This window comes from Agrobacterium deltaense RV3 (genome assembly GCF_900013505.1).
Lineage (GTDB): Bacteria > Pseudomonadota > Alphaproteobacteria > Rhizobiales > Rhizobiaceae > Agrobacterium > Agrobacterium leguminum.
Genome location: NZ_LT009745.1, coordinates 1,093,293 through 1,119,355, shown reverse-complemented (window position 1 = coordinate 1,119,355; position 26,063 = coordinate 1,093,293). Strand labels below are relative to the sequence as shown.

25 protein-coding genes and 1 other annotated feature are annotated in these 26,063 nt (G+C 60.1%); of the genes, 7 read left to right on the top strand and 18 right to left on the bottom strand.

Annotated features, from left to right (window positions below):
* Positions 1-2 precede the first annotated feature (2 nt).
* On the bottom strand, positions 3-542 hold the full coding sequence (locus AGR7B_RS05690) for a ubiquinol-cytochrome C chaperone family protein (protein WP_080856221.1): 540 nt from the start codon (positions 540-542) through the stop codon (positions 3-5).
* 271 nt (positions 543-813) lie between these two features.
* Between AGR7B_RS05690 and AGR7B_RS05685 the strand changes: the two genes are divergently transcribed.
* Complete coding sequence (locus AGR7B_RS05685; RefSeq protein ID WP_003520808.1) at positions 814-1,344, top strand: outer membrane protein assembly factor BamE; 531 nt, start codon at positions 814-816, stop codon at positions 1,342-1,344.
* A 76-nt stretch (positions 1,345-1,420) separates the two neighbouring features.
* On the opposite strand, the gene AGR7B_RS05680 is transcribed toward AGR7B_RS05685, so the two are convergent.
* The 13 genes from AGR7B_RS05680 to AGR7B_RS05625 form a co-directional block, all read right to left on the bottom strand.
* Positions 1,421-3,559: a sodium-translocating pyrophosphatase gene (locus AGR7B_RS05680; RefSeq protein ID WP_003520807.1), complete on the bottom strand. Its 2,139-nt coding sequence runs from the start codon at positions 3,557-3,559 to the stop codon at positions 1,421-1,423.
* A gap of 218 nt (positions 3,560-3,777) precedes the next feature.
* The gene (locus AGR7B_RS05675; RefSeq protein ID WP_080856220.1) at positions 3,778-5,001 is read right to left on the bottom strand and encodes an MFS transporter; all 1,224 of its coding nucleotides are present in this window, start codon (positions 4,999-5,001) and stop codon (positions 3,778-3,780) included.
* Positions 5,002-5,021: 20 nt separating this feature from the next.
* Positions 5,022-5,519 (bottom strand): transcription antitermination factor NusB, encoded by a 498-nt coding sequence (nusB, locus tag AGR7B_RS05670; protein ID WP_004441180.1) that lies wholly within the window; start codon positions 5,517-5,519, stop codon positions 5,022-5,024.
* Positions 5,520-5,523: 4 nt separating this feature from the next.
* Positions 5,524-5,970: a 6,7-dimethyl-8-ribityllumazine synthase gene (gene ribH, locus AGR7B_RS05665; RefSeq protein ID WP_004441178.1), complete on the bottom strand. Its 447-nt coding sequence runs from the start codon at positions 5,968-5,970 to the stop codon at positions 5,524-5,526.
* 164 nt (positions 5,971-6,134) lie between these two features.
* Entirely contained in the window at positions 6,135-6,767 is a 633-nt protein-coding gene (locus tag AGR7B_RS05660; RefSeq protein WP_080856219.1) for a LysE family translocator, read from the bottom strand.
* A gap of 295 nt (positions 6,768-7,062) precedes the next feature.
* On the bottom strand, positions 7,063-7,674 hold the full coding sequence (locus tag AGR7B_RS05655; protein WP_059752541.1) for a riboflavin synthase: 612 nt from the start codon (positions 7,672-7,674) through the stop codon (positions 7,063-7,065).
* Positions 7,674-7,892: a dihydrofolate reductase family protein gene (locus AGR7B_RS26525; RefSeq protein ID WP_425352584.1), complete on the bottom strand. Its 219-nt coding sequence runs from the start codon at positions 7,890-7,892 to the stop codon at positions 7,674-7,676. Before AGR7B_RS26525 ends, AGR7B_RS05655 begins: the two co-directional genes overlap by 1 nt.
* On the bottom strand, positions 7,793-8,917 hold the full coding sequence (ribD, locus tag AGR7B_RS05650; protein WP_425352583.1) for a bifunctional diaminohydroxyphosphoribosylaminopyrimidine deaminase/5-amino-6-(5-phosphoribosylamino)uracil reductase RibD: 1,125 nt from the start codon (positions 8,915-8,917) through the stop codon (positions 7,793-7,795). The genes AGR7B_RS26525 and ribD overlap by 100 nt, the downstream gene beginning before the upstream one ends.
* A gap of 2 nt (positions 8,918-8,919) precedes the next feature.
* The gene (gene nrdR, locus AGR7B_RS05645; RefSeq protein ID WP_003496675.1) at positions 8,920-9,399 is read right to left on the bottom strand and encodes a transcriptional regulator NrdR; all 480 of its coding nucleotides are present in this window, start codon (positions 9,397-9,399) and stop codon (positions 8,920-8,922) included.
* Positions 9,400-9,415: 16 nt separating this feature from the next.
* The gene (glyA, locus tag AGR7B_RS05640) at positions 9,416-10,705 is read right to left on the bottom strand and encodes a serine hydroxymethyltransferase (protein WP_020809946.1); all 1,290 of its coding nucleotides are present in this window, start codon (positions 10,703-10,705) and stop codon (positions 9,416-9,418) included.
* Positions 10,706-10,903: 198 nt separating this feature from the next.
* Positions 10,904-12,235, bottom strand: coding sequence for a L,D-transpeptidase family protein (locus AGR7B_RS05635; RefSeq protein WP_003520799.1), 1,332 nt, complete (start codon positions 12,233-12,235; stop codon positions 10,904-10,906).
* Positions 12,236-12,601: 366 nt separating this feature from the next.
* Positions 12,602-13,111, bottom strand: coding sequence for a transcriptional regulator LdtR (gene ldtR / locus AGR7B_RS05630; protein WP_026363448.1), 510 nt, complete (start codon positions 13,109-13,111; stop codon positions 12,602-12,604).
* 234 nt (positions 13,112-13,345) lie between these two features.
* The gene (locus AGR7B_RS05625) at positions 13,346-13,783 is read right to left on the bottom strand and encodes a DUF6163 family protein (protein WP_003496683.1); all 438 of its coding nucleotides are present in this window, start codon (positions 13,781-13,783) and stop codon (positions 13,346-13,348) included.
* Positions 13,784-13,957: 174 nt separating this feature from the next.
* Here AGR7B_RS05625 and hemB point away from each other — a divergent pair, with 174 nt between their 5' ends.
* From hemB to AGR7B_RS05600, 4 genes are all read left to right on the top strand, one after another.
* On the top strand, positions 13,958-14,971 hold the full coding sequence (hemB, locus tag AGR7B_RS05620) for a porphobilinogen synthase (protein WP_080857002.1): 1,014 nt from the start codon (positions 13,958-13,960) through the stop codon (positions 14,969-14,971).
* Between the two features lie 97 nt (positions 14,972-15,068).
* A complete protein-coding gene (locus AGR7B_RS05615) occupies positions 15,069-15,527 on the top strand; it encodes an RDD family protein (RefSeq protein WP_080856218.1) in 459 nt (152 codons plus the stop codon).
* A gap of 178 nt (positions 15,528-15,705) precedes the next feature.
* Positions 15,706-16,464, top strand: a complete 759-nt coding sequence (locus tag AGR7B_RS05605; protein ID WP_065654044.1) for an arginyltransferase — start codon at positions 15,706-15,708, stop codon at positions 16,462-16,464.
* A gap of 60 nt (positions 16,465-16,524) precedes the next feature.
* Positions 16,525-16,770, top strand: a complete 246-nt coding sequence (locus tag AGR7B_RS05600; RefSeq protein WP_080856217.1) for an AbrB/MazE/SpoVT family DNA-binding domain-containing protein — start codon at positions 16,525-16,527, stop codon at positions 16,768-16,770.
* 71 nt (positions 16,771-16,841) lie between these two features.
* Here the strand turns inward: AGR7B_RS05600 and parC are convergent, their stop codons facing one another.
* A complete protein-coding gene (gene parC, locus AGR7B_RS05595) occupies positions 16,842-19,094 on the bottom strand; it encodes a DNA topoisomerase IV subunit A (RefSeq protein WP_065654046.1) in 2,253 nt (750 codons plus the stop codon).
* A gap of 229 nt (positions 19,095-19,323) precedes the next feature.
* Between parC and AGR7B_RS05590 the strand changes: the two genes are divergently transcribed.
* Positions 19,324-20,514, top strand: a complete 1,191-nt coding sequence (locus AGR7B_RS05590) for an aq_1923 C-terminal domain (protein WP_080856216.1) — start codon at positions 19,324-19,326, stop codon at positions 20,512-20,514.
* 42 nt (positions 20,515-20,556) lie between these two features.
* Here AGR7B_RS05590 and AGR7B_RS05585 read toward each other — a convergent pair whose 3' ends face one another.
* The 3 genes from AGR7B_RS05585 to aspS all read right to left on the bottom strand — a co-directional run bounded on the left by AGR7B_RS05585 (position 20,557) and on the right by aspS (position 24,535).
* Positions 20,557-22,038, bottom strand: a complete 1,482-nt coding sequence (locus AGR7B_RS05585) for a SulP family inorganic anion transporter (protein WP_080856215.1) — start codon at positions 22,036-22,038, stop codon at positions 20,557-20,559.
* A gap of 74 nt (positions 22,039-22,112) precedes the next feature.
* Positions 22,113-22,168: a sequence feature (sul1 is cis-regulatory element that is thought to sense ions involved in sulfur or methionine metabolism; They are found in Alphaproteobacteria), on the bottom strand.
* A gap of 101 nt (positions 22,169-22,269) precedes the next feature.
* Positions 22,270-22,746 carry an FUSC family protein gene (locus tag AGR7B_RS05580; RefSeq protein ID WP_080856214.1) on the bottom strand — a complete coding sequence of 159 codons (477 nt, stop codon included), beginning with the start codon at positions 22,744-22,746 and terminating at the stop codon, positions 22,270-22,272.
* A 1-nt stretch (position 22,747) separates the two neighbouring features.
* Positions 22,748-24,535, bottom strand: coding sequence for an aspartate--tRNA ligase (gene aspS, locus AGR7B_RS05575; protein ID WP_080856213.1), 1,788 nt, complete (start codon positions 24,533-24,535; stop codon positions 22,748-22,750).
* Positions 24,536-24,726: 191 nt separating this feature from the next.
* Between aspS and AGR7B_RS05570 the strand changes: the two genes are divergently transcribed.
* A complete protein-coding gene (locus tag AGR7B_RS05570; RefSeq protein WP_080856212.1) occupies positions 24,727-25,998 on the top strand; it encodes an MFS transporter in 1,272 nt (423 codons plus the stop codon).
* Positions 25,999-26,063: the final 65 nt, after the last annotated feature.

Here is a 26,063-nt window from a genome sequence, read left to right as displayed (position 1 = left end):
CCTCATCGTCCAGGCAAGGGCAGCGTCAGGCTTCCGGTTGCTATTGTGTCTTCGGACTGGGCGGCAAGTTGCGTGGATGCGTCCATCATCCAGCCTGCCAGCCCCTCCATATCGGGCGCCATTTCATCTACCTGCGGATATATATTGCGCCGGAGCGCCGCGGCAAGGGCAACGCGGTCGGAAGCATCCAGCGCCGCCGCATAGGATTCGAGCCTCCCATAAAACATGCCGGCGAATTTCTTCATGCGCTTCGGCACGCCCTGATCGCCGATTCCCAGTTCGCGGATGGAATGATCGAGGTCCTGAAAAAAGGCGTCGACGATCTCCTGGGCAATTTCCTGCCCGCTGACATCGGAGGATTTGGTGCGGCGGAAATAAAGAATCATGATGACCGACAGCATCTCGAAGCGGCCCATGACCGTATCGGGAACACCGAGATCGAGATAGAAAGCGGGCGTGCGGGCAGCGGCGGTCAAAGTCGCATATTGCCGGTCGACAATGGCGCGATTGTTGTTTTTCTTCTTGAACAGCCCGAATATCATCGTTTTTTTTCCGAACGGGACGGGTGAATTCGCTTACCGCCCATCGCACTTGTTGCATGATCGTCAAAGCTGGTTTACCGAAGCATCCACGAATTGCAATGCTGTCGCGGTCACGTTCGTCTTTCGCCTGAAACAGTCGAAGAGAACCGGAGGAGTTCCAAAAGACCGGGAAAGCATTGAATTTGGGGAGTGACCGGGATTTTCCGTCCCCGGATTGACACAATCATGTGCACAGACACTGTGCACCACGCAATGCCGGAAGGTGCCATTCATGATCGCAGTCGGGGAAAAGCAGTTGAGCAAGCAGAAATCCGCAAGTCACGGCAATGTTCTGAGCAAGACCGCCATCGCAATCGTCCTCGCATCCGGCCTGCTTTCCGCCTGCAGCAGCACGACCGATGTGTTCCATAACGGCTACGTCATGGACGAGCAGTCGCTTCAGCTGATCCCGGAAGGTTCGAGCCGCGAGCAGGTTCTGCTGACCATGGGCACGCCCTCCACCACCGCGACCTTCGGCAACGAGGTTTTCTATTACATCTCGCAGAAGCGTGTGCGCCGCGCGGCCTTCATGAAGCCGGCGCTGGTCGAGCAGAACATTCTCGCGATCTACTTCAACAAGGACGGCGTGATCGAGCGCAAGGCCAACTATACGCTGCAGGACGGCAAGGTCTTCGACACGATTTCGCGCACCACGCCGACGGGCGGCAAGGACCTCACCTTCCTGCAGCAGCTGCTTTCCGGCGGCACCTCGGGCGCCAATATCGCCAAGAGCATTCTGGGTCAGGGCAACAACACCCCCTGATCGGAAGAAGAGACGGAAAATTCAAAGGCCCGGGGATCGCTCCCCGGGCCTTTTTCATTGGCCGGAACCTAAGCCCTCAGTGGGCAAGAACCGCAAGCAGCAGCAGCGCCACGATATTGGTGATCTTGATCGCCGGGTTGACGGCTGGACCGGCGGTATCCTTGTAGGGATCGCCGACCGTATCGCCCGTCACCGACGCTTTGTGGGCGTCCGAACCCTTGACGTGGCGCACGCCGTCCTTGTCGATGAAACCGTCTTCGAAGCTCTTCTTGGCATTGTCCCATGCGCCGCCACCGGAGGTCATGGAAATCGCCACGAAGAGGCCGTTGATGATGACGCCGAGCAGCGATGCGCCAAGTGCCGCGAAGGCCGACGCCTTGGAGCCGGAAATGGCCAGCACGCCGAAATAAACGACGAGCGGCGCCAGAACCGGCAGGAGCGACGGGATGACCATTTCCTTGATCGCCGCCCGTGTCAGCAGGTCCACGGCCTTGCCGTAATCAGGCTTTTCCGTTCCGGCCATGATGCCGGGCTTTTCGCGGAACTGGCGGCGGACTTCCTCGACAATCGAGCTTGCCGCCTTGCCCACCGCCGTCATGGCGATACCGCCAAAGAGATAGGGGATGAGGCCGCCGAACAGCAGGCCGGCAACCACGTAAGGATTGGCGAGGCTGAAGGAAATCTCGCCAATGTCCTTGAAGTAGGGATAGGTATCGCCATTGGCGGCGAAATAGGAGAGGTCATTGGCATAGGCGGCGAACAGCACCAGTGCGCCGAGACCGGCCGAACCAATGGCATAACCCTTGGTGACGGCCTTGGTGGTGTTGCCGACGGCATCCAGCGCGTCGGTCGCCTTGCGAACGTCAGGATCGAGACCGGCCATTTCGGCGATACCGCCGGCATTGTCCGTGACCGGGCCGAAGGCGTCGAGCGCCACGATCATGCCGGCAAGGCCGAGCATGGCGGTGACCGCGATGCCAGTGCCGAACAGCCCGCCGAGCTGGTACGTGCCGATGATGCCGCCGACGATGACGATGGCCGGCAGCGCCGTCGATTCCAGCGAGACCGCAAGGCCCTGGATGACGTTGGTGCCGTGACCGGTGACCGAGGCCTGGGCGATGGAGTTGACCGGCCGCTTGTTGGTGCCGGTATAATATTCGGTGATGACGACGATCAGCGCCGTCACGACAAGACCGACCAATCCGCAGAAGAAGAGATTGGTGCCGGTGATTTCCATGCCGGCCACCGTGCCTACCGTGCCCCAGCCGACCGTCGCATGAGTGGCGACCGCAAGACCCGCAACCGAGAAGACGCCGGTGGCGATGAGGCCCTTGTAGAGTGCGCCCATGATGGAATTGTTGGTGCCGAGCTTCACGAAGAAGGTGCCGGCAATCGAGGTCAGGATGCAGGCGCCGCAGATCGCCAGCGGATAGACCATGGCGCTTTCCAGTATCGGCGTTCCGGCAAAGAATATCGCGGCGAGAACCATGGTCGCGACGACAGAGACGGCATAGGTCTCGAAGAGGTCAGCCGCCATGCCGGCGCAATCGCCGACATTGTCGCCGACATTGTCGGCAATGGTTGCGGGGTTGCGCGGGTCGTCCTCGGGAATGCCGGCCTCCACCTTGCCCACGAGATCGCCGCCGACATCCGCACCCTTGGTGAAGATGCCGCCGCCGAGGCGGGCGAAGATGGAGATCAGCGATGCGCCGAAGCCCAGCGACACCAGCGCATCGATCACCTCACGCGAGCCGGCCGGATGGCCCATCACCGAGGTGAGGATGAAATAATAGATGGAGACGCCGAGCAGCGCGAGGCCCGCCACCAGCATTCCGGTGATGGCGCCCGACTTGAAAGCGATATCGAGACCGGCGGAAAGGCTGTGCGAGGCGGCCTGCGCGGTGCGCAGGTTGGCGCGCACGGAGACATGCATGCCGACGAAGCCGGCGACGCCTGAAAGCACCGCGCCGACGAGGAAGCCGATGGCTGCCATGGATGACAGAAGATACCAGGCCAGAATGGCGACTATCAGTCCGACGATGGCGATGGTGAGATATTGACGGGTGAGATAAGCCTGCGCACCTTCACGGATAAAACCTGCTATTTCACGCATACGCTCGTTGCCCTGATCGGCATCGAGAACGCTCTTGGTGGCCCATACCGCGTAAACGACGGACAGGACACCGCATAAAATTACTATGGGTATTACGGTCATGCGCACTTACCTCCCAAAAGGCCGGGTCTCACTCCCTCCCCGGCGTGGCGAAACCTTGTGCAGGGAGATGCGGACGGCCTGTCCCAAATCCCGTCTTGGGCATTTGTTCCCCTCCCAAGGAAAAATGTCCTCGGAGCGGAGATTGCGTTGGCGCGAGGTGCCGCGTCAAGCCCACAAATTTGCCTGAAACTTGAAAGGAGTAGAGTGCGGCGCGCGACTCAGGCTGCTTTTTTGCGGCTTGTCAGGACGAGCGACAGGACAAGCAGGAGGCAAAGCCCGGCCACCGGCCAGATGACGAGGTTCATCACAGACCAGCCCCAGGCCGTAAACACCTTGCCGGAAGAGAAGGATGACAGCGCCACGGTGCCAAACAGCACAATATCGTGGAAACCCTGCACCTTGTCCGCCTCATGCGGGCGGTAGCTGGAGGTGATGATGGCGGTTGCGCCGATGAAGCCGAAATTCCAGCCGAGGCCGAGCAGGATGAGCGCCGCCCAGAAATTCCACAGCTCTATGCCCATGTGGGCGACGATGGCGCAGGCCATCAGCACGATCAGGCCGACTGCCACGATTTTTTCCGCACCGAATCGGGAAATGAGCATGCCGGTGAAGAAGCTCGGGCCGAACATGGCGAGAACGTGCCACTGGATGCCGAGCGTGGCGAGTTCGGTGGGGAAACCGCAGCCGACCACCATGGCAAGCGGTGCGCCGGTCATCATGAAGGTCATCAGGGCATAGGAACCGATGCCGCAGATCATGCCGGTGACGAAACGCTGCGTGCGGACGATCTCTGACAGCGGCCTTACCGATTCGACATGGGCGGCGGCCGCCTTGGGGTCGGGCAGTTTCAGAAATGCCAGAATGGCGATCGAAACGAGGCCGAGCGGAACGAGCGCCAGAAAAGCGCCGGCAAAGGTGACCGGCGCAAGCAGATCCTTGCCGAAGATGGCGAGTTGCGGCCCGACAATGGCGGAAATGATGCCGCCGGCCAAAATCCAGGAGATCGCCTTAGGCTTGTAAAAGGATGGAGAGGCGTCGGCTGCGGCGAAACGGATTTTTTGCGTAAAACCGCCGGAAATGCCGATCAGCAGCAGGCCGACGGCAAACAACCAGAAATCCGAACGGAAGAGCGCCACGGCGGCAATGCCGCCGCCGATGGAGCACATCAGCGCGCCGACCATGAAGCCTGCCTTGCGGCCAAGGAAGCGGGATGCGGCCGCCACGCAGATCGCGCCGAGCGCAACGCCGATATTGAATCCGGTGAGAGGCGCGGTCGCCAGCGACTTATCCGCGCCGAGCAGCTGATAGCCGGCAAGTGCGCCGACCGAAAAGCTTAAGGGCGCAGCCGATCCCATGATCGCCTGCGCGATGGTGAGGAGAAAGACGTTGCGCTTCGCCTCGTCCAGTTGAACTTCAAGTCCGGGGACGGAAACCGCGCTCATCTCTTCCTCACCTTTTTATTTCAGCGTTTTGCCTCGCCGCGCACCTGCTTGGCAATGCGGTCAAGCACCGCATTCACCAGCTTGGGCTCGTCATGCTCGAAGAAAGCACGGGCGATTTCAACATATTCCGTGACGATGACGGCGACCGGCACGTCCTTGCGCTCGAGAATCTCGAAAGTGCCGGCACGCAGGATGGCGCGCACGGTGGCATCGAGGCGCGACAGCGGCCAGTCTTCCAGAAGGGCGGAGCGCACCAGCGGGTCGATCTTCGTCTGATCTCGGACGACGCCGGAAACGATGGAACGGAACCAGGACGGGTCGGCCTTCAGATAGGTATCGCCGTCGACTTCCTGCCCGAGACGGTGCGCCTCGTATTCGGCCACAACTTCCATGACGCCGGTTCCGCCGACATCCATCTGGTAAAGCGCCTGCACGGCCGCAAGGCGGGCCGCGCCGCGCTGGTTGGCGGGCTTTACCGAAGGCTGGCGCGGTTCGCCGCCATTTTCAACGTTCGACATGCGCTCAGCCACCCAGCTTCTTCTTCAGCTCGATCATGGTCAGCGCCGCACGCGCCGCGAAACCGCCCTTGTCCTTGTCGGAACGACGCACGCGCGCCCATGCCTGCTCGTCATTCTCGACGGTGAGGATGCCGTTGCCGATCGGCAGCGATTCGCTGACGGCAAGATCCATCAGGGCGCGGGAGGATTCGTTGGCGACGATATCGAAGTGATAGGTCTCACCGCGAATGACCATGCCGAGCGCAACGAAACCGTCATATTCCGTGCCGTCATTGTCAGCACCGTCAAGCGCCATGGCGATGGCGGCGGGGATTTCCAGCGCACCGGGAACGGTGATGACGTCATAGGTGGCGCCGGCTTCATCGAGCGCGAATTTCGCGCCTTCGAGAAGGGCATCCGCCATATCGTCGTAAAAACGTGCTTCCACGATAAGAAGATGGGGTTTGGACATGATATTTTCCTGAAAAGCTTGCTGCCGGATCATACCGGCTTTTGCGGCGGTCAAACCACGGCTGGCCGTTTTTGGCAAGTAATTTCATGTATCAGTGGCGCGAGGGGCCGCGTCTGCAAGGCATTTGGCCGGGTTTCACGCCTTCCGGCGAGGCTCCGCGACAATCAGGTTTTCTGGAAGGCTAGATGGACGCCGAGCCCCATCAACACCGTCCCGGCAGCGCGCCGTGCGAGCACCTGCACCGTGCCGGAACGCTTCAAACGCCCAACCATGGCGCCCGCGAGAAGCACCCCGACGAGATCGGCCGAGGAAAAAATGAAATTGACGGCAATGCCGAGGATCAGCAATTGCAGCCAAACCGGAAAGGCTGCCGCAGGGTCCACGAATTGCGGCAGGAAGGCCAGAAAGAACAGCGCCGTCTTCGGATTGAGCACATCGACGATGATGCTGTCGACAAAGGCGCGGCGCGCCGATTTCGGCTCGATGGTCAGATTGACCGCCTCGCCTTCGAGCTTGCTGCGCAGCATCGAGAAGCCGAGCCACACAAGATACAGCGCGCCGCAGAGCTTCACGGCGAGATAAAGCCACGGCACGGCCTGAAACAGCACCGAAAGCCCTGCCGCAGAGGCAAAGATGTGGAAATAGCAGCCGACATGGATTCCAAGCACCGCCATCAGCCCGGCAAACCGTCCGCGCGCCATGGTCTGCGCCGCCGCATAAAGCATGGCCGGACCGGGGATATAGGCGAACAAGGCGGTGGTTATAAAAAAGGCTGTCAGCAGTTCGAAGGACGGCATGATGTATTTCCCCTACCCCGTTTGGCTCGCGGTCGATATCAAACGGCCTAAAAAGTCCTATAGCGTTTCCAGCTTCATCGGAAGCGGTGCATGAGAACAATTGCAATATGCCGCGATTTCAGGTGTTGGCCACTCCCTTTCCGTCATTCCGGCCTTGAGCCGGAATCCAGACAACGCGCGTCTGCGCGGCGGGAAAAGTTCTTTCATCCCAAAGACTTGGGCTGGCTGGATTCCGGCTCAAGGCCGGAATGACGGAGGAGGCGTCGGTGCGTCCTCCTCTCCGAAGCTCGTCACATTACGCTGAGGGAAATTCCGCAAGCCTAGCGGCATAACGCGCCATGGTATCGACTTCGAAATTCACGAAATCGCCCGGCTGGCGTTCGCCCCAGGTGGTGACAGTCAGCGTGTGGCGGATCAGCAGCACGTCGAAATCCGTGCCTTCGACGGCGTTGACGGTGAGCGACGTGCCGTCGAGCGCCACGGAACCCTTGGGCGCCACGAATTTCGCCAGATGCTCCGGCGCGCGCAGGCGAATGCGCACCGCCTCGCCTTCCGGCTCCACCGAAAGGATTTCCGCCCTGCCATCGACATGGCCGGAAACGATGTGGCCGCCAAGCTCATCGCCGATCTTGAGCGCCCGCTCCAGATTGACGTGGGTACCCTTTTGCCAGCCGGCAATCGTCGTCAGGCGCAGGGCCTCTTCCCATGCCTCGACCTCGTACCAGCGCTCATTGCTGCCATCTTCCGGCAGTCTCGTCACCGTCAGGCAGACGCCGCCATGGGAGATGGACGCGCCCATATCGATGGTTTTGGGGTCGTAATTTGTCGCCACCCGCAGACGCACGCCTTCGGCCAGAGCTTCCAGCTCGGAAACGGTTCCGACGTCGGTGACAATTCCGGTAAACATCAAATCGGCCTTTCATAATCGAAGCAGCGATCCGGCCCGTAGGCGGTTTCGCTGACCAGAGCATAGTCGCCCGGAATATCGGCACGGTTGAGCGGCGTTTCAATGCCGCCCTCACCGATCACCACCGGGCTTTCGAACAGCATGATACGGTCCACCAGCCCGGCTTCAAGGAATGATTTTGCGGCAAAGGCGCCGCCTTCGACCAGAAGTTCCGACATGCCGCTTTCGGCAAGGATGTGGAGGAGGTTTTCGAGCGTTGGTGCTTCGAGGATCTGGACGCCGGCGTCGGTGAGAAGTTGGCGGCGGCGGTCGCGGCTACCCCCCTCTGCCCTGCCGGGCATCTCCCCCTCAAGGGGGAGATCGGCAAGTGGCTGTCCGCTCGTTCAAATAGCGCCTCCGGCTCGCCCTCTCCGGCCGCCGATGCGGGGCGAAGCGGCGCTCCATCGATCTCCCCCCTTGAGGGGGAGATGCCCGGCAGGGCAGAGGGGGGTAACGCCGCAATGATCACCGGCACCTCCCGCACTGTCTTCACCAGCTTCGATGTCAGCGGCAACTCAAACTGACGATCCAGCACGATCCGCACCGGCGAGCGATCCTCGAGACCTGCGATTCGAACCGTCAGTTCAGGATCATCCGCAATGGCGGTCCTGATACCAACGAGAATGCAATCACAACGCGCCCGAAGTTGATGCACGGCATGGCGAGCCTCAGGACCGGTAATCGCCACCTGCCCCTCGCCTTTCCTGCCGATCATGCCATCGGCGGAAACGGCAAGTTTCAGAATCACATGCGGGCGTTTTTTCACCTGACGCGTGAGGTAACCGGCCAGCGCCCTCTTACCCTCATCCCGCAACAGGCCGGTTTCCACGACAATACCGGCATCCCGTAAAATCGTATAACCACGGCCGGAGACGCGCTCATCCGGATCGTCCACCGCGACCACGACACGGGCGACGCCATATTCCACCAGCGCATTGGCGCAGGGCGGGGTTTTGCCCCAGTGCGAGCAGGGTTCGAGCGTCACATAGGCGGCGGCGCCGCGCGCCGCTTCCCCGGCGATTTCCAGCGCCTGCCGTTCGGCATGGGGGCGGCCGCCAATGGCGGTCACGGCTTCGGCGATGATTTTTCCGTCTTTTACGAGAACGCAGCCAACCGATGGGTTGGTAAGCGTCTGGCCCTGATGGCGAAGCGAAACCTCGATGGCGCGGGCCATGAACCTTTCGTCATCGGCGCGGGTGGTCACGGCTAGACTCCGGCGTCCGTATCGCGGGCGATCTTGGCGTTGATTTCGGCAATCACGTTTTCGAAATCCTCGGCATGGCTGAAATCGCGATAGACCGAGGCGTAACGCACGAAGGCCACGTCATCGAGGCTCTTCAGCGCTTCGAGAACCTGCAGGCCGATTTCTTCCGAGGGAATTTCCGTCTCGCCCGAACTTTCCAGGCGGCGAACGATGCCGGAGACGGCACGCTCGATCCGGTCGCGATCGACCGGGCGCTTGCGCAGCGCAATCTCGAAGGATCGCACCAGCTTTTCCCGGTCGAAGGGCAGCTTGCGGCCGCTTTTCTTGATGACCATCAGCTCGCGCAACTGCACGCGCTCATAGGTCGTGAAGCGGCCGCCGCAATCGGGGCAGATGCGCCGCCGGCGGATGGAGGTATTGTCCTCCGCCGGACGCGAGTCCTTGACCTGCGTGTCTTCAGAACCGCAAAAAGGGCAGCGCATCTTCTTCCTTTCCTACTTACATGTAAGGGTACATCGGGAAACGGTCCGTCAGGCCGACGACCTTTTCACGCACCGCAGCCTCGACGGCGGCATTGCCCTCATCCGAATTGGCAACCTTCAGACCATCGAGAACCTCGACGATCAGCTTGCCGATTTCGCGGAATTCCGCTTCCTTGAAACCGCGCGTCGTGCCGGCCGGCGTGCCGAGACGCACACCCGAGGTAACGAAGGGCTTTTCCGGATCGAAAGGAATGCCGTTCTTGTTGCAGGTGATGTAAGCGCGGCCGAGCGCTGCTTCCGCGCGCTTGCCGGTGGCGTTCTTCTTGCGAAGATCGACCAGCATCAGGTGGTTGTCGGTGCCGCCGGAGACGACATCCAGACCGCCTTCGACCAGCGTTTCAGCCAGCGCCTTGGCGTTCTTGACGACCTGAGCGGCATAGTCCTTGAACTCGGGCTTCAGCGCTTCGCCGAAGGCGACGGCCTTGGCGGCGATGACATGCATCAGCGGGCCGCCCTGCAGGCCGGGGAAGACGGCCGAGTTGAACTTCTTGGCCAGATCCTCGTCATTGGTGAGGATCATGCCGCCGCGCGGGCCGCGCAGCGATTTGTGCGTGGTGGTGGTGGCGACATGGCAGTGCGGGAACGGTGACGGATGCTGGCCACCGGCGACGAGGCCAGCGATGTGGGCCATATCGACCATCAGGTAGGCGCCGACTTCATCGGCGATCTCGCGGAAGCGCTTCCAGTCCCAGACGCGCGAATAGGCGGTGCCGCCGGCGAGAATGAGCTTCGGCTTGTGTTCCTTGGCCTTACGCTCCACCTCGTCCATGTCGAGCAGATTGTCGCCTTCACGCACGCCGTAGGAGACCACGTTGAACCACTTGCCGGACATGTTGACCGGCGAACCATGCGTCAGGTGGCCTCCCGAGTTCAGATCGAGGCCCATGAAGGTATCGCCCGGCTGAAGCAGCGCGAGGAACACGGCCTGGTTCATCTGCGAACCGGAATTCGGCTGCACGTTGGCGAAGTTGACGCCGAACAGCTTCTTGGCGCGTTCGATGGCGAGTTCTTCAGCGATATCGACGAACTGGCAGCCGCCGTAATAACGCTTGCCCGGATAACCTTCCGCATATTTGTTGGTCATGATCGAACCCTGCGCTTCGAGCACGGCGCGGGAAACGATGTTTTCCGAGGCGATCAGTTCGATTTCGTGGCGCTGGCGACCCAGTTCCTTCTCGATCGCGCCGAAAATTTCCGGATCGACATCGGCAAGCGGACGGGAGAAGAAAGCATCTGTGTTCGACATGGTGAAGGCTCCTGAAACAGTAATGCGATGGCGTCTTAGCGCCCTGCCCCGACAAGAGCAATACGGGCAGCGAGATTTGCCCGTCAAACTGCGACGTTGCGACAAAAAACGACAGATGTTTTCAGAAAATCGCCAAGAAAAAAGCCGCACCCGAAGGTGCGGCTCATGATGATGGAATGAAATAGCGGTAAAGCCGGATCAGTTGCGCGGCAACAGATCGTCATCCACCGGGCCGGCGGGCTGCTCCATGCCGCTCGTGGTGTTGAGCGCCAGTTCGGCGTTGCCGTCCTTTTCATAGATGTCGTCGCGGAACTGCACCACGCCGTCCTTCGCCGACCAGGCGGTGATGTAGACGAAATAGACCGGGATTTCCTGCGCCAGCTTGATCGGCGTGTTGACGCGGGTGGCGATGACGCGCTCCATTTCCTGACGCGACCAGCCGGGCGTGTCGCGCAGCAGCCAGCTCGTCAGGTCGCGCACGTTCTGCACGCGCACGCAGCCGGAGGATTCGAAACGCATCAGCTTGTTGAACAGGCCCTGCTGCGGCGTGTCGTGCATATATTCGTTGTTCGGATTGTGGAAGTTGATCTTCGTGGACGACATGGCGTTGATCTTGCCGGGGTCCTGACGGAACATCAGGTTCGGAGCCTTCGGGGCGAACCAGTCGACTGCGGTTGGCGAAACTTCCTGCCCCTTGCCGTCGATGAGGCGGATGTTGTTCCGCTCCAGATAGGTCGGGTCCTTCTGCATCAGAGGCACGATGTCTTTTTCGACGATCGAGCGCGGCGCGGTCCAGTAAGGGTTGAGGATGACTTCGTAAATCTTGGAATTGATCACATGGGTCGGGCGGCTGGCGCGGCCGACGACAGCCGTGTTGCGCAGCACGACGCGTTCATTTTCAACGGCTTCGATGGCTGCGGCCGGGATATTCACCATCAGGTGACGCTGGCCGAGATCGCCGGACATGGACTGGATGCGAACGAGGTTGGTCTGCAACTGCGCCAGACGTATCTGCGCGGAAACATTGAGCGCCTTCGTGGTGTATTCGCCGCTGACGCCATCTGCCGGAAGGCCATGACGGGCCTGGAAACGCTTCAGCGCGCCATCGACGTAACTATCGAAGGCGCTGGAAATGCCGGCTTCACGCGGCAGGTCGCCGGATACCATCAGTCGCTGGCGCAGCGCCTGTACGGAAGGATCGGAGACGCCGATCTGGAGACGCTGCTGGGACGCCGGCACTTCCGGCCAGCCGCCATTCTGCACGATCTGCTGATATTGCATGATCGCCTGCTGCATGTAGACCGGCGCTTCGCGTCCGAGAACCGGATTGTTGGAAACGACGCCCACGGCCGAACGCGACGTATTGGCATCGAACTGGTCATCCCAGTTGCCGCGGCGCGAAGAGCCCATGAGATCGTTGAGCGCGTTCTGCGCAAAGGCCGGCGCGGCAAGCGCGGCAGCGCCAACGGAAACGGCCGAACGCAGAAGCGCGCGGCGCGATACGGAATCGGAAACGGATTTCTTTGTCATTCTACCTACCAGCCACTCTCTTCGGCATTCTCAACAATGCCTAAATCAATATGATTAACAAACACGTACAACGTGTCTGCCGGCTGGTAATACTCAACACCCATTCGTTGGGCGCCATTGTCTGGCAGAACAGTCGGGACTTGCCGCGACAGCAGGAGAAACAGCCGGCTCCTTCAACCTTGCCGGTCCCATATCAATATGGCCGATTCGTGTCACGGTCCTCACCTCACGAAGCTTTGTTCGCCTGAGAAACAGGGCGAAGGCTCGAAGAGGGGCTGGGCTTGACACGCAGAAAGGCACAACGCGGAATCCGCAAGCCGGGAGCAAAAACATGCCCCCGGCTTAAACAGTGAAACCGTCGCGATATTACAGGCGGTAAGCGATCGAGTCGTTCCAGAAGCGATCGAGGCGCTGCAGCAGCTTGTTCATTTCGGAGAACTCGCCGGTGCCGATGCCGCCGACCTTTTCGATCGAGCCGACGTGGCGTTCATAAAGGCGGGCAACCGTTTCGGCGATTTCCTGGCCCTTTTCCGTCAGGCTGATGCGGACCGAGCGGCGGTCGACACGCGAGCGCTGGTGGTTGATGAGGCCGAGATCGACCAGCTTCTTGACGTTGTAGGAGACGTTCGAGCCGAGGTAGTAACCGCGGGAACGAAGCTCGCCGGCCGTCAGTTCGGAATTGCCGATGTTGAACAGCAGCAGGGCCTGAACGGCGTTGACGTCATCACGACCCTGACGGTCAAACTCATCCTTGATGACATCGAGGAGGCGGCGGTGGAGACGTTCCACCAGATGCAGCGACTCCATGTAGAGCGAGCGGATGGTATCTTCATGTGCATCGGCAACAACGGCCTGGGGCTTAACTTTGCTATTGATCATGACTGCCTCACTGTTTTGTTTGGCGGTGTGTTTGTTTGTCTCCCGCCTTGAGTGAGAACCTAATCAATGCGCATAAAATTCTACTTAAAAGCTACGATTAACAAATGGTTACCTGCATTTTCCCCGGAGGGCCCAACTTGTGGCGAAGCGGGAATGGTTGAAGGTCATCTATTATAAATCAATGACTTAGCCATGAAATGCGGCCAAAAATCAGGCCGAATTGCTTTATTCTTATGGTAAATCAATTCTTGCGCGTTCTTCATTCTGGCGCTGATCCAGCCAGAAAGCGACCAGGAATAGTATATAAATGGTTGCCACAAGGCCGTGCATGACGGGCACCAGCGTGTTGGCGCCGAAGATATGCGGCCACACCTTATACATGGCGATCTGCGCACCCGCGCCCATGACCCACATGACAGCGCCCCAGGAGGCCCCGAGCCAGAGGCCGAGTGCTGCGACAGGGAAAATAACGGCCAGCGCGCTGCCGGCCACGCGCCAGGGCAGGTTCAGCATATCGAACCGCCCATGGCCCCCGAGCGAATAGCCGGTCAGCATCGCCCAATATTGCAGGCCGAACCAGAAACAGGAAACCGCGACCAGCCTCATGAAGACCAGAAAGAGGATTTCCGTAAGCGGGCGTTTCGGCAGAGGTTGAGAATCAGGTTCCATGGCCGGAAGATACGGTCTCGACGAACGGGCGACCAGCCCATATTGAATCCCGCCGCCTGCCTTGTCAAAGCATCATCGTCATCGCAGGACGCCGATGAGGGAAGATTGTCGCATTCGCATGGGCCAAGCTTCATGCTATGCAGCTTTCCAAATTTGATCGAAGGACATTCTTACATGCAGGACAAAACGCATCTGGTCGACGAGATCACCGGCCATCGTCGCATGCGGCGCAATCGCAAGGCGGATTGGACGCGCCGTCTGGTGCAGGAAAGCCGCCTCACCGTCGATGATCTCATCTGGCCGATCTTCATCGTGCCGGGCAGCAATATTGTCGAACCCATTCCGGCGATGCCGGGCGTCAACCGCATGAGCGTCGACAAACTGGTCGAAGCCGCAAAAGAGGCCGCCGATCTCGGCATTCCGGCAATTGCGACCTTTCCGAACATCGAAATGGAGCTGCGCAACGAGACCGGTTCCAACGCTCTCGAGGCGAACAATCTTATCAATCAGGCGACTATCGCGGTCAAAAAAGCCGTTCCCAATATCGGCATGATTACCGATGTTGCGCTCGATCCCTTCACCAGCCACGGCCATGACGGCATTCTGCGCGGCGACGAGATCGTCAATGACGAGACGGTGGAACAGGTCGTCAAGGCGGCGATCCTTCAGGCGGAAGCGGGATCGGACATTATTTCTCCATCGGAAATGATGGATGGCCGTATCGGCGCCATCCGTCGGGGTCTCGATGCCGCAGGGCACCAGAATGTCGGCATCATGTCCTATGCGACGAAATTCTCTTCCGGATACTACGGTCCCTATCGCGAGGCCATCTCCACGGCCGGACTGCTGAAGGGTGACAAGAACAGCTATTACATCAGCCCTGCCAACGGCATGGAGGCAATCCGCGACGCGGCGCTCGACGTGGAGGAAGGCGCCGATATGCTGATGGTCAAGCCCGGCCTGCCCTATCTCGACATCTGCTGGCGGCTGAAGGAGAATTTCGGCCTGCCGACATTCGCCTATCAGGTCTCCGGCGAATATACCCAGATCAAGGCTGCGGCCATGAATGGCTGGATCGACGGCGAGCGGGTGATGATGGAAACGCTTCTCTGTTTCAAGCGTGCGGGCTGTGATGGCATTCTCACCTATTTCGCCATCGAAGCCGCACGCAAACTGGCGAAGGGCTGAGGCATCCACTTATTGTATTCGGTCGTTTGTTTCCCATATTGTCTGCTGACACGGCACTCATGCCGCGCTGTCATGCCCTCTCAGGAGAAAACGACCGATGAGCCTCGACCAGAACCCCACCTATGCCGCACCGGATGACTGGCGCGCCTATAGCGGCGTCCTGAGCCGGCGGGTCTTTGCGTTTCTAATCGATTACGCGATCGTTCTCCTCTTGTGTATCCCGGCTGCCGTGATTGTCTTCTTCCTCGGCATTATCACGCTGGGTCTCGGCTTCTTCCTTTATCCGGCGCTGTTCGTCATCGTTGCGGTGCTTTATTTCGGCATGACGCTTGGCGGCCCCTCGCAGGCGACCCTCGGCATGCGGGCGGTGGGGATCGCTATGGCGCGGATGGACGGGCGGCGAATCGATTTCCTGCTGTCGACCGTTCACATCGTGCTTTTCTGGGTCATCAACTCGGTTTTGACGCCGCTGATCCTGCTTGCAGGCCTGTTTACCGAGCGTTCGCGCCTCGTTCACGACTTCCTGCTCGGCACCGTCATCGTCAGAACGCGCTGATATTGCGGAAAGCCACGCAAACGTGGCTTTCAAACCCCGCAAATGCCGCATCTCGCAGTTGACGTTTTCCGGCATTTTGCCATTCTGTGACATTATGCATGTCGCTTGAAGCGCCGCCGCCAACCCCGTGAAATCGCGGCGCGCTTTCATAACAGACGCAGGAGGCGATCACGGTTCGATGAACACGCAGGCGACGCCCTCTCCCCAATTCTATCTTACGGCGCCGGCCACCTGCCCCTATCTGCCGAACCAGATGGAGCGGAAGGTCTTCACCCATCTGGTCGGCCCGCGCGCTTCGGAAATGAACGATCTTCTGACCCAGGGCGGTTTCAGGCGCTCGCAGAACATCGCCTATCGCCCGGCCTGCGAAAACTGCCGCGCCTGCGTCTCCGTGCGCATCCTGACCGAACAGTTCAAGCCGACAAAATCCATGCGGCGTGTTCTTGCCGCCAACAGGGATGTCGTGGCCACCGTTCACGCCGCCGAGCCTTCCACCGAACAATTCGCCCTGTTTCGTCGCTATCTCGACCACCGCCACCAGTCGGGCGGCATGTCCGACATGTCGGCGCTGGACTATGCGATCATGGTGGAAGACACGCATGTGAACACCCGCATCATCGAATACCGTGTGCGCGAACCCGGCTCCGGCATCGATTCCAGCAAGCGCGGCGAATTGCTGGCCGTGGCGCTGAGCGACGTGATGAGCGACGGCCTGTCGATGGTCTATTCCTTCTTCAATCCCGATCTGGAAAAACGCTCGCTCGGCACCTTCATGATCATCGATCACATCACCCGCACCCGCGCACTCGGCCTGCCGCATGTCTATCTCGGCTACTGGGTCGATGGTTCGGAAAAGATGGGCTACAAGACCCGCTACCATCCGCAGGAGCATCTGACGCCGCGCGGGTGGGAGGTTTACACGCCGGAAGAAAAGTAACGGGATGGTCTAACCGTCAAAATCGCATGCTAAATTCCAATCAAACTTGGAGTATTTCAGATGAAAGCAACCATTTGCGAGTTCGGTGAAGAGGCAGGCGTTGTAATCCCAAAGGATATGCTTGAACAGCTTGGCTGGAAGATTGGCGACGTTCTCAGTTCAAGAACTGACGGCAACGTACTTGAATTGCGAACTGCTGAGAGCCCGAACGAAGAAGCAACAGCTGACTTTGATCGTCAGCTGGAACATGCACGGCAAGTGATGCGCAAGTACCACGTTGCTTTAAAAGCGCTCGCGAAGTCATAAGCACTCGGTGGTTTGATTGCCAAACACATGAGATTGAAAACGTCCCGGGACAGCCCCGGGACGTTCAGATATCAGCCGCCAAATTTCCCGCTGCGCGGAAAGCCCTTCGGCACAGTGCGGCCCGCCGTTGCGCGGTCGGCCAGCCATTCGCGCAGTTCTTCGCCCACCTTGTTGAAGAGACGCCCGGCCGTGTCGGACCATGACAAGCCCTCGGCAAGCGCGAAACATTTCACGTCGACGACGCCGCCATCCTTGTAGCGTTGCAGGCGCACGCCCTTGCCGCGCGACATTTCCGGCACCTGCGCCAGCGGGAAGGCGAGCAGCTTGCGGTTTTCGCCGACGACGGCGACATGGTCGCCCGTGACCGGCACGGCGAGCTTGGCTTCATCCGGCATCGAGACATTCATGATCTGCTTGCCCTTGCGGGTATTCGCGACCATTTCGCTCTCGGCCACGATGAAACCGTTGCCGGCCGTGGAGACGAGCAGCAGCTTGCGCGATGGGTCGTGCACGAAGGCGGTCAGGATGTCCTGATCGTTCTCCATGTCGACCATGATGCGGATCGGCTCGCCATGGCCGCGACCGCCCGGCAGCTTGTCGGCGCCAAGCGTATAGGCCTTGCCGCCCGTCGTCAGCAGTAGCAGCTTGTCGGTCGTCTGCGCCGGGAAAGCGAGTTTCGGTCCGTCGCCTTCCTTGAAGGTCAGCGACGAGGTATCGGACATGTGCCCCTTAAGCGCCCGGATCCAGCCCTTCTGCGAGATGACGATAGTGACCGGTTCTTTCTCGATCATCGCCTGCTGGATGGCCTCGATATCGGCATCCGGCGCATCCGCGAATTGCGTGCGGCGGCGGCCGATCTCGGTTGCCTTGGCATATTTCTTTTTGACCTCGCCGATTTCCCAGGCGACGGTCTGCCATTGCTTGTCATCGGAGGCGAGCAGCCCCTCGATTTCAGCCTTCTCGTTGCTGAGGTCATCGAATTCCTTGCGGATTTCGAATTCCTCAAGTTTGCGCAGGTTGCGCAGCCGCATGTTGAGGATGGCTTCGGCCTGATTGTCGGTGAGCGACCACTTGGCCATCATCACCTGTTTCGGCTCATCCTCCTCGCGGATGATGCGGATGACCTCATCGAGATTGAGGTAGGCCACAAGCAGGCCGCCCAGGATTTCCAGCCTGCGGTCGATGGCGGCCAGACGATGGCGGGAACGGCGGACCAGCACATCCTTGCGGTGCGCCAGCCACTCGCTCAGCACCTCGTTCAGCGCCATCACCTTCGGCACCTTGCCGAGCGACAGCACGTTCATGTTGAGCGGCAGGCGGCTTTCGAGGTCCGACAGGCGGAACAGCGATTCCATCAGCAGCGTCGCATCGACGGTACGGCTCTTCGGCACCAGCACGATGCGCACGTCTTCGGCCGATTCGTCGCGAATATCCTCGAGAAGCGGCAGCTTGCGGGCAATCAGCAGCTCGGCGATCTTCTCTATCAGGCGCGATTTCTGAACCTGGAAGGGAATTTCGGTGATGACGATCTGGTAACCGCCACGGCCGAGATCTTCCGTTTCCCACTTGGCGCGCACACGGAAACCGCCGCGGCCGGTCTTATAGGCATCGAGAATATTCTCGCGGCTCTCAACGATCACGCCGCCCGTCGGCAGGTCGGGGCCGGGAATGAATTCCACCAGCTTTTCAACCGTCGCATCGGGATGCTTGATGAGGTAAAGCGCCGCGTCGCAAATCTCATGGGCGTTATGTGGCGGGATCGACGTCGCCATGCCCACTGCGATGCCGGAGGCGCCGTTGGCGAGCAGATTGGGGAAAGCGCCCGGCAGGACGACCGGTTCCTCGTCTTCCTCGTTATAGGTGGCGCGGAAATCCACCGCATCCTCGCCGATGCCTTCAAGCAGCAGCGCCGCAACCTCGGTCATGCGCGCTTCGGTGTAACGATAGGCGGCGGCGCCGTCGCCATCGATATTGCCGAAATTGCCCTGCCCGTCGACGATGGGATAACGCTGGGAGAAATCCTGTGCGAGACGCACCAGCGCGTCATAGACAGACTGGTCGCCATGCGGGTGGAATTTACCGATCACGTCACCGACGATACGGGCGCATTTCTTGAAGGCCGAGTTGGGGCGAATGCCCATTTCGCTCATGGCGTGAATGATGCGGCGGTGAACCGGCTTCAGGCCGTCGCGCACATCCGGCAGCGCACGATGCATGATCGTGGACAAGGCATAAGCGAGGTAGCGCTCTTCAAGCGCCGCCTTCAAATCGACCGGATGAATGTTATCGTCTCCGCCGGACGGAGGTACAAGATTTTTTCCCATGGTGCTTGACTAGCGGAAATGCCGATTCCCGGCAAGAAATTCGGGGGTCGCGCCTGTGGATGAACGCAACCCTTTCATGCTGTTTTTTGTTAACCGCGTTGCAAATGCCGCAATGCCGCCGTCATGGGAATCGATCTAAATCCTATAGACCTTTGAATAATCGCGAATATAAGTATCAGCATTCGAATTCGAACACGGTGCACAGCCGTACGTTGAGGGAAGAAACATCATGAGACTGAAATCCACCCGGCAGGTTCTTTTCGCGAGTGCCGCGCTTCTTACGCTTTCGGCGCCGGCTTTCGCGCTGGATGGCGGGGATGTGCTGAAGAAGATCAATGCGGCCTATGCCGCGCAGGGCGGTGAGATCGCCGCCGGTTCCGTCGCCGTCAACGGCTCGACGGTGACCCTGAACGACGTGACCTTCAACGCGGCCGCAGATCCGGCCAAGAAGATCCCGGTCGGCAATGTGACGCTCGAAGGCGTCGAGGAAAACAACGGCGGCTACAAGATCAAGAACGCCCGCTTCGACAACATCGACTACAAACAGGAAAACGTGGAGATCAAGGCAAGCGACATTTACATGTCCGGTCTCGTCATTCCCGCAGACTCCACCACTGGCACCGTCGATGCGCTGATGTTCTACGACGAAGCACATAGCGGTCCGGTTTCCGTTTCCATCGACGGCAAGCCGGCTTTCTCGCTTGAGGAAACCAGCGCGACGATGTCGGTCAGCGATGACAAGAACTCTATCGGCTTTGAACTCGACGCTTCCGGTTTCAAGGCCGATCTCAGCGAAGTGACCGATCCTGCGACCAAGGACGCGATCGAAAAGCTGAAGCTGCAGGCGCTCTCCGGCGACATGACCATGAGCGGTAGCTGGGAAGTGGCCTCCGGTACTATCGATGTTGAAGAATATGCCATCGACCTCGATGATGTCGGCCGCCTGAATATGTCGTTCGGTTTCTCCGGCTACACGCTCGCCTTCATCAAGTCGATGCAGGAGACGGTGAAGGCGCAGGCCGCCAATCCGAACAAGGAACAGGCGGACCAGGCGGCAAGCCTTGCCATGCTCGGCCTGATGCAGCAGCTCTCCTTCATCAACGCTGAAATCAGCTTCGAAGACGCCAGCATCACCAAGCGCGCCATCGACTATGCGGCGAGCCAGCAGGGCATGACGGGCGATCAGCTTGCCCAGACCATCAAGGGCATGGCCCCGATCATGATGGCCTCGCTCAACGTGCCGGAATTGCAGAACATGGTGTCGGCGGCCGTCAACGCCTATGTCGACAATCCGAAGAACTTCTCGATCACGGCAGAGCCGGAAAAGCCGGTTCCGTTCCCGATGATCATGGGCGCTGCGATGGGCGCGCCGAACACTCTGCCGAAAATGCTCGGCGTCACGGTGACGGCAAACGAATAAAACTAAAAAAGCCCCGGTCATGCCGGGGCTTTTCTTTTGCGCTCAGTGCAGCGGCGCGGCAGCGCCATCCTGTTTATCGTGCAGGGCGAAGCGGTCGATCATGTGGGCGCTCGCCTCGTTGACACCGATCACCTCGACCCGCCTGCCGGCCTTGCGGAATTTCAGCACCACCTTGTCCAGAGCGCCGACTGCGGAAATATCCCACAGATGCGCCTGCGTGACATCGATCGTCACCGCCTCAACCTCCTCGGCGAAATCGAAGGCGGCAATGAAGCTTTCCGTCGAGGCGAAGAAAATCTGGCCGTCGACACGATAAATCCGCTCCCGGCCATCGGCTGAAAGCTCCGGCCGGACATGGAAAAGCTTTGAAACCTTGCCTGCGAAAAACACGCCGGAGAGAAGGACGCCGGCCAACACGCCCTTTGCAAGATCGTGGGTCGCAAGCACCGTGCCGACCGTGACCAGCATGACGATGCTGGAGGATGGCGGGTTGCGGCGCAGATCGAGGATGGATCGCCACGAGAATGTGCCGATGGAGACCATGATCATCACCGACACCAGCGCGGCCATGGGAATGATGCGCACGAGATCATCCAGCACCAGTATGAGGAAGAGCAGGAACGCGCCCGCGACGAAAGTGGACAAGCGGCCCCGACCGCCCGAACTGACATTGATGACGGACTGGCCGATCATGGCGCAGCCGCCCATGCCGCCGATGAGGGCGGAGGCGATGTTGCTCGTCCCCTGCCCGATGCATTCCCGGCTCTTGTTGCTGCCCGTATCCGTCATGTCGTCGACGATCTGCGCTGTCAGCAGCGATTCCAGCAGACCGACGGCGGCGAGTGCGACGGAATAGGGAAAGATGATCTGTAACGTCTCGAAGGTCAGTGGTACCTGCGGCAGCGCGAATATCGGCAGCGTCGAGGGCAACTCACCGAGATCGCCGACCGTGCGGATATCCATGCCGGAGAAGACGGCGACACAGGTGAGAGCGATGATGGCGACCAGCGGCGACGGCACGATCTTCGTGAACAGCGGGAAAAGATAGATGATCGCAAGGCCGGCCGCGATCATGACATAGGTTTCGACCGGGACGCCGATCAGTTCCGGCAATTGCGCCGTGAAGATCAGGATCGCCAGCGCATTGACGAAGCCGGTCATGACCGAACGCGAGACGAAGCGCATCACCCGGCCGAGTTTTAGAAGGCCCGCCAGAATTTGCAGCACGCCCATGAGGATGGTGGCGGCGAAGAGATATTGCAGCCCGTGTTCCTTGACGAGCGTAACCATCAGGACGGCCGTGGCGGCGGTTGCCGCCGAGATCATGCCCGGTCTGCCGCCGGTGAAGGCGGAAACGCAGGCAATCGCAAAGGAGGCGAACAATCCCACCTTCGGATCGACCCCGGCGATGACGGAAAAGCCGATGGCTTCGGGAATGAGTGCGAGTGCCACGACGATGCCGGAAAGGAGATCGCCGCGAATATTGGAAAACCACTCACGTCTGTAAGTCTGAAATCTGTTCATCTGATTTTTTCGCAAAGAATGACGCACCGGCCGGAGCCATGTCCGGTAGATTGAAATGAAATGTCGGTGCTTTGCGTTGTCTGGCGGATCGGCGGCCAGAAGAGCCACCCGGAATTTCACCGGGTCCGTGGTGAGTAATTCACCTATAAACAGCAAAAAAGCGGGCCGCAAGTTGCGCGCCCGCTTTCGATGTCTGCGATCGTATGCCTCATGCCGCTTTGCGCAAGACCGCTAGAGCTTCAGCCGCTCGCGAAAGAAGACGAGCGCTACGGCCACACCGGTCGCCACGCCCACGATCACATCGACAAAACGGACAAAACCGGCAGCCTGCGGCCCCATCAAGAGCACCAGCATGGCTGAAGCGCCTGCCTGTATCGGCACGACCGGCGGCAGGCCGAACATGGACGCAAGGATCATGGCGATGAAGGTCGCCGACGCCAGCCGGATTTCAGCGAAGTCATGCGGGACAAGGAGCGCAATCTCTCCTACGAGAATGCCGATGGTGACACCAACCATCAGGCCTAGGCCCTGACGAACATGGCTTGGAATTCCCGGAGCAAGGCAGATAAGCGCGCTGATTGCGGCAAAGACGGGTTGCGGGTGGCCCAGCCACCGATGCGCGACCCAGAACGCAAAAGCGGCCGCAAGAGCGGCCGCCAATGCACGGGTGAAGGCTGCGCGAACCCGGTCGAGCAGCGTCTGCACCATATCAGTCCTTCTTGGACGGAACGACGCGCAGCGCCAGCTCACGAAGCTGGGTCGGCGTTGCCGGCGACGGCGCGTTCATCAGCAAGTCCTGCGCCTGCTGGTTCATCGGGAACAGCGTGATTTCGCGCAGGTTCTTCGCGCCAACCAGCAGCATGACCACGCGGTCGATACCGAATGCGCAGCCGCCATGCGGAGGCGCGCCGTACTGGAAGGCGCGATAGAGACCGCCGAAGCGCTCTTCAACGTCGGTCTGCGACAGGCCAACCTTTTCGAAGGCCTTGACCATCAGCTCGGGCGACTGGTTACGGATCGAGCCGGAGGCGATTTCGAAGCCGTTGCAGACCGCGTCATACTGGAACGCCTTGATGGAGAGCGGATCCTGCCCTTCCAGCGCTTCCAGACCGCCCTGCGGCATGGAGAAGGGGTTGTGGGCGAAGTCGATCTTCTTTTCTTCTTCGTTATATTCGAAGAAGGGGAAATCGACGATCCAGCACATTTCGAAACGGTCGCGGTCGATCAGGTTCAGTTCGTCGGCAGCGCGGGTGCGCGCCTCGCCAGCGAATTTGTAGAACTTGGCGGGATCGCCGGCGACGAAGAAGCAGGCATCGCCCGCCTCAAGGCCGAGCTGCTGGCGCAGCGCCTCGGTGCGTTCCTCGCCGATGTTCTTGGCGAGCGGGCCGGAACCTCCGACCTTGCCGTCCTCTTCCTTCCAGAAGATGTAGCCGAGGCCGGGCTGGCCCTGAGACTGTGCCCATGCGTTCATGCGGTCGCAGAAAGCGCGCGAACCACCGGTCTTGGCCGGGATGGCCCAGACCTGAACCTTGGGGTTGGAAGCGATCATGTTAGCGAAGACCTTGAAGCCCGAACCGTCGAAATGTTCGGTCACGGCTTCCATGACGATCGGGTTGCGCAGGTCCGGCTTGTCGGAACCATATTTGCGGATCGCCTCGTCATAGGGAATGCGCGGCCACTGTTTGGTAACTGGCTTGCCTTCGGCGAATTTCTCGAACACGGCCGTCATCATCGGCTCCATCGTGGTCCAGACATCTTCCTGGGTCACGAAGCTCATTTCGACGTCGAGCTGGTAGAATTCGCCCGGCAGGCGGTCGGCGCGCGGGTCTTCATCGCGGAAGCACGGCGCGATCTGGAAATAACGGTCGAAACCGGCCACCATCAGAAGCTGCTTGTACTGCTGCGGCGCCTGCGGCAGCGCGAAGAACTTGCCTTCATGGATACGCGACGGCACGAGGAAGTCGCGCGCGCCTTCCGGCGAGGAAGCGGTGAGGATCGGCGTCGTATATTCGGCAAAGCCGGCATCGGCCATGCCGGTGCGCATGGCGGAGATGATCTGCGTGCGCTTGACGATGTTCTTGTGCAGCGTTTCGCGGCGCAGGTCGAGGAAGCGGTACTTCAGGCGAACGTCTTCAGGATAATCAGGCTCACCGAAGACCGGCAGCGGCAGTTCCTTGGCGACGCCAAGAACCTCGATTTCCTGAGCGTAAAGCTCGATCTCGCCGGTCGCCATGCCCTTGTTGACGGTGTCTTCCGAACGCGCCTTGACGAGGCCATCGATGCGGATGACCCATTCGCCGCGAACCGTCTCGGCAACCTTGAAGGCCGGGCTGTCCGGATCGGCCACCACCTGGGTGATGCCGTAATGGTCGCGAAGGTCGATGAAGAGAACGCCGCCATGATCTCGCACGCGATGAACCCAACCGGAAAGGCGAACGGTTTCGCCGACGTCGGACTTGCGGAGAGCGGCACAGGTGTGGCTGCGGTAACGATGCATTTTTTTATCCTGGAACGTGTCGTGGGCCTGATCGAGGCCAGATGGGCGGCACTGTCGAAATTTGCCGGAAAAGCGCATGGCCAGCCTGATTTGTCAAGGCAAAGCACAACAATGTCGCCTTCAGCCTGTCCTTTCCCCTGCCTTCGCTTTAGATAGGACTAATCCAGCCCGCCAAACCGAGTCGGCCCGCAATGAGCCAGATCAGACCTCTTATCCCGCTTCTCGTCACCGCCGGCATCCTGATCGGCGGCAACGGCCTGCAGGGAACCTATATAGCACTGCGTGGTCTCTCCGAAGGGTTTTCCGCCAGCACCATCGGCCTCATCAGCGCCGCCTACAGCTTCGGTTTCGCGCTTGGCTGCATTTCGGTGACACGGCTTCTGCGCAAGATCGGCCATATCCGCACCTTCGCCACCATGGCGGCCGTCGCATCCGCCGCAGCGATCGCCATGCCGCTCCTTATCCATCCCCTGTTCTGGATGCTGATGCGCTTCGTCACCGGCATTGCCGTCGCCTGTCTTTTCGCGGCCATCGAAAGCTGGATCAACGCGCAGGTCACCAATTCCAATCGGGCGCGCACGCTCTCCATCTATCGTTTCGTCGATCTCGGCTCCGTCACGCTCGCACAATATATCATTCCCGTCGCCGGCATCGACGGACCCGTGGTGTTTTCGCTGATCGCCATGGCGCTGACGCTGTCGCTGGTGCCGATCTCGCTTGCCGACAAATCCAACCCTGCGCCGCCGAAACAGATAGCCTTCAATCTCTTCGCGGTGTGGCGCATCTCGCCGCTTGCCGTGGTCGGCTGCGTGGCCGTTGGTCTCAGCATGGCGGCGTTTCGCAATATCGGCCCGATCTATGCCGAACAGATCGGCCTTTCCGTCACCGCCATCGCCACCTTCATGAGCGCCGGCATCATTGGCGGCGTGGTGCTGCAATATCCGCTCGGCGTCTATTCCGACCGTTATGACCGGCGCATCATCATTCTCGCCACCACGGCGGGCTCGGTCGTCGTCGGCCTGTTTCTCGCCTTCTTCGCCGGAACCGATGAGTGGAGCAACATCATCGGCGTCTTCATCTTCGGCGCCTTCGCCCTGCCGCTCTATTCGCTGAGTTCCGCCCATGGCAACGATCATGCCAGGGAAGGCGAACATGCGATGATGTCGGCCGGACTGCTGTTCTTCTGGTCGGTGGGCGCAACCGTCGGGCCGCTGCTCGCCTCCGTGCTGATCGACCAGTTCGGCCCGAAGGCGCTGTTCAGCTATACGGCAGCGATCCAGATCGTTTTCATCGCCTATACCATCTACCGGCTCCAGGTGCGCGAAGGTGTGCCCGTGGAGGAGCGGAACTGGCGGTTCAGCTCGCTTTTGCGCACCTCAGCCTATTTCCAGAAGCTCGCCGCGGCTCCGCCACCCAAAAAGGATGAAGCGGAGCCCCATCCGCCCGAGAAAAACGATCCTTGAGCCTTCAAAAGCGGGCTTTGTATTGACATGCGCCCGGCAAAGGGAAAGTAAGACGGATAATTTTC

Coding starts and splice junctions, on each gene's coding strand:
- AGR7B_RS05615 (WP_080856218.1), top strand. CDS start 15,069: ATGAGCCTCGACCAGAACCCCACCTATGCCGCACCGGATGACTGGCGC.
- nrdR (WP_003496675.1), bottom strand. CDS start 9,399: ATGCGCTGCCCTTTTTGCGGTTCTGAAGACACGCAGGTCAAGGACTCG.
- AGR7B_RS05600 (WP_080856217.1), top strand. CDS start 16,525: ATGAAAGCAACCATTTGCGAGTTCGGTGAAGAGGCAGGCGTTGTAATC.
- AGR7B_RS05605 (WP_065654044.1), top strand. CDS start 15,706: ATGAACACGCAGGCGACGCCCTCTCCCCAATTCTATCTTACGGCGCCG.
- AGR7B_RS05675 (WP_080856220.1), bottom strand. CDS start 5,001: ATGAGCGCGGTTTCCGTCCCCGGACTTGAAGTTCAACTGGACGAGGCG.
- AGR7B_RS05635 (WP_003520799.1), bottom strand. CDS start 12,235: ATGACAAAGAAATCCGTTTCCGATTCCGTATCGCGCCGCGCGCTTCTG.
- AGR7B_RS05625 (WP_003496683.1), bottom strand. CDS start 13,783: ATGGAACCTGATTCTCAACCTCTGCCGAAACGCCCGCTTACGGAAATC.
- AGR7B_RS05590 (WP_080856216.1), top strand. CDS start 19,324: ATGAGACTGAAATCCACCCGGCAGGTTCTTTTCGCGAGTGCCGCGCTT.
- AGR7B_RS05655 (WP_059752541.1), bottom strand. CDS start 7,674: ATGTTTACCGGAATTGTCACCGACGTCGGAACCGTTTCCGAGCTGGAA.
- AGR7B_RS05580 (WP_080856214.1), bottom strand. CDS start 22,746: ATGGTGCAGACGCTGCTCGACCGGGTTCGCGCAGCCTTCACCCGTGCA.
- hemB (WP_080857002.1), top strand. CDS start 13,958: ATGCAGGACAAAACGCATCTGGTCGACGAGATCACCGGCCATCGTCGC.
- glyA (WP_020809946.1), bottom strand. CDS start 10,705: ATGTCGAACACAGATGCTTTCTTCTCCCGTCCGCTTGCCGATGTCGAT.
- aspS (WP_080856213.1), bottom strand. CDS start 24,535: ATGCATCGTTACCGCAGCCACACCTGTGCCGCTCTCCGCAAGTCCGAC.
- parC (WP_065654046.1), bottom strand. CDS start 19,094: ATGGGAAAAAATCTTGTACCTCCGTCCGGCGGAGACGATAACATTCAT.
- AGR7B_RS05690 (WP_080856221.1), bottom strand. CDS start 542: ATGATATTCGGGCTGTTCAAGAAGAAAAACAACAATCGCGCCATTGTC.
- ribH (WP_004441178.1), bottom strand. CDS start 5,970: ATGTCCAAACCCCATCTTCTTATCGTGGAAGCACGTTTTTACGACGAT.
- AGR7B_RS05660 (WP_080856219.1), bottom strand. CDS start 6,767: ATGCCGTCCTTCGAACTGCTGACAGCCTTTTTTATAACCACCGCCTTG.
- AGR7B_RS05585 (WP_080856215.1), bottom strand. CDS start 22,038: ATGAACAGATTTCAGACTTACAGACGTGAGTGGTTTTCCAATATTCGC.
- AGR7B_RS26525 (WP_425352584.1), bottom strand. CDS start 7,892: ATGTCGGAACTTCTGGTCGAAGGCGGCGCCTTTGCCGCAAAATCATTC.
- AGR7B_RS05685 (WP_003520808.1), top strand. CDS start 814: ATGATCGCAGTCGGGGAAAAGCAGTTGAGCAAGCAGAAATCCGCAAGT.
- AGR7B_RS05680 (WP_003520807.1), bottom strand. CDS start 3,559: ATGACCGTAATACCCATAGTAATTTTATGCGGTGTCCTGTCCGTCGTT.
- AGR7B_RS05570 (WP_080856212.1), top strand. CDS start 24,727: ATGAGCCAGATCAGACCTCTTATCCCGCTTCTCGTCACCGCCGGCATC.
- nusB (WP_004441180.1), bottom strand. CDS start 5,519: ATGTCGAACGTTGAAAATGGCGGCGAACCGCGCCAGCCTTCGGTAAAG.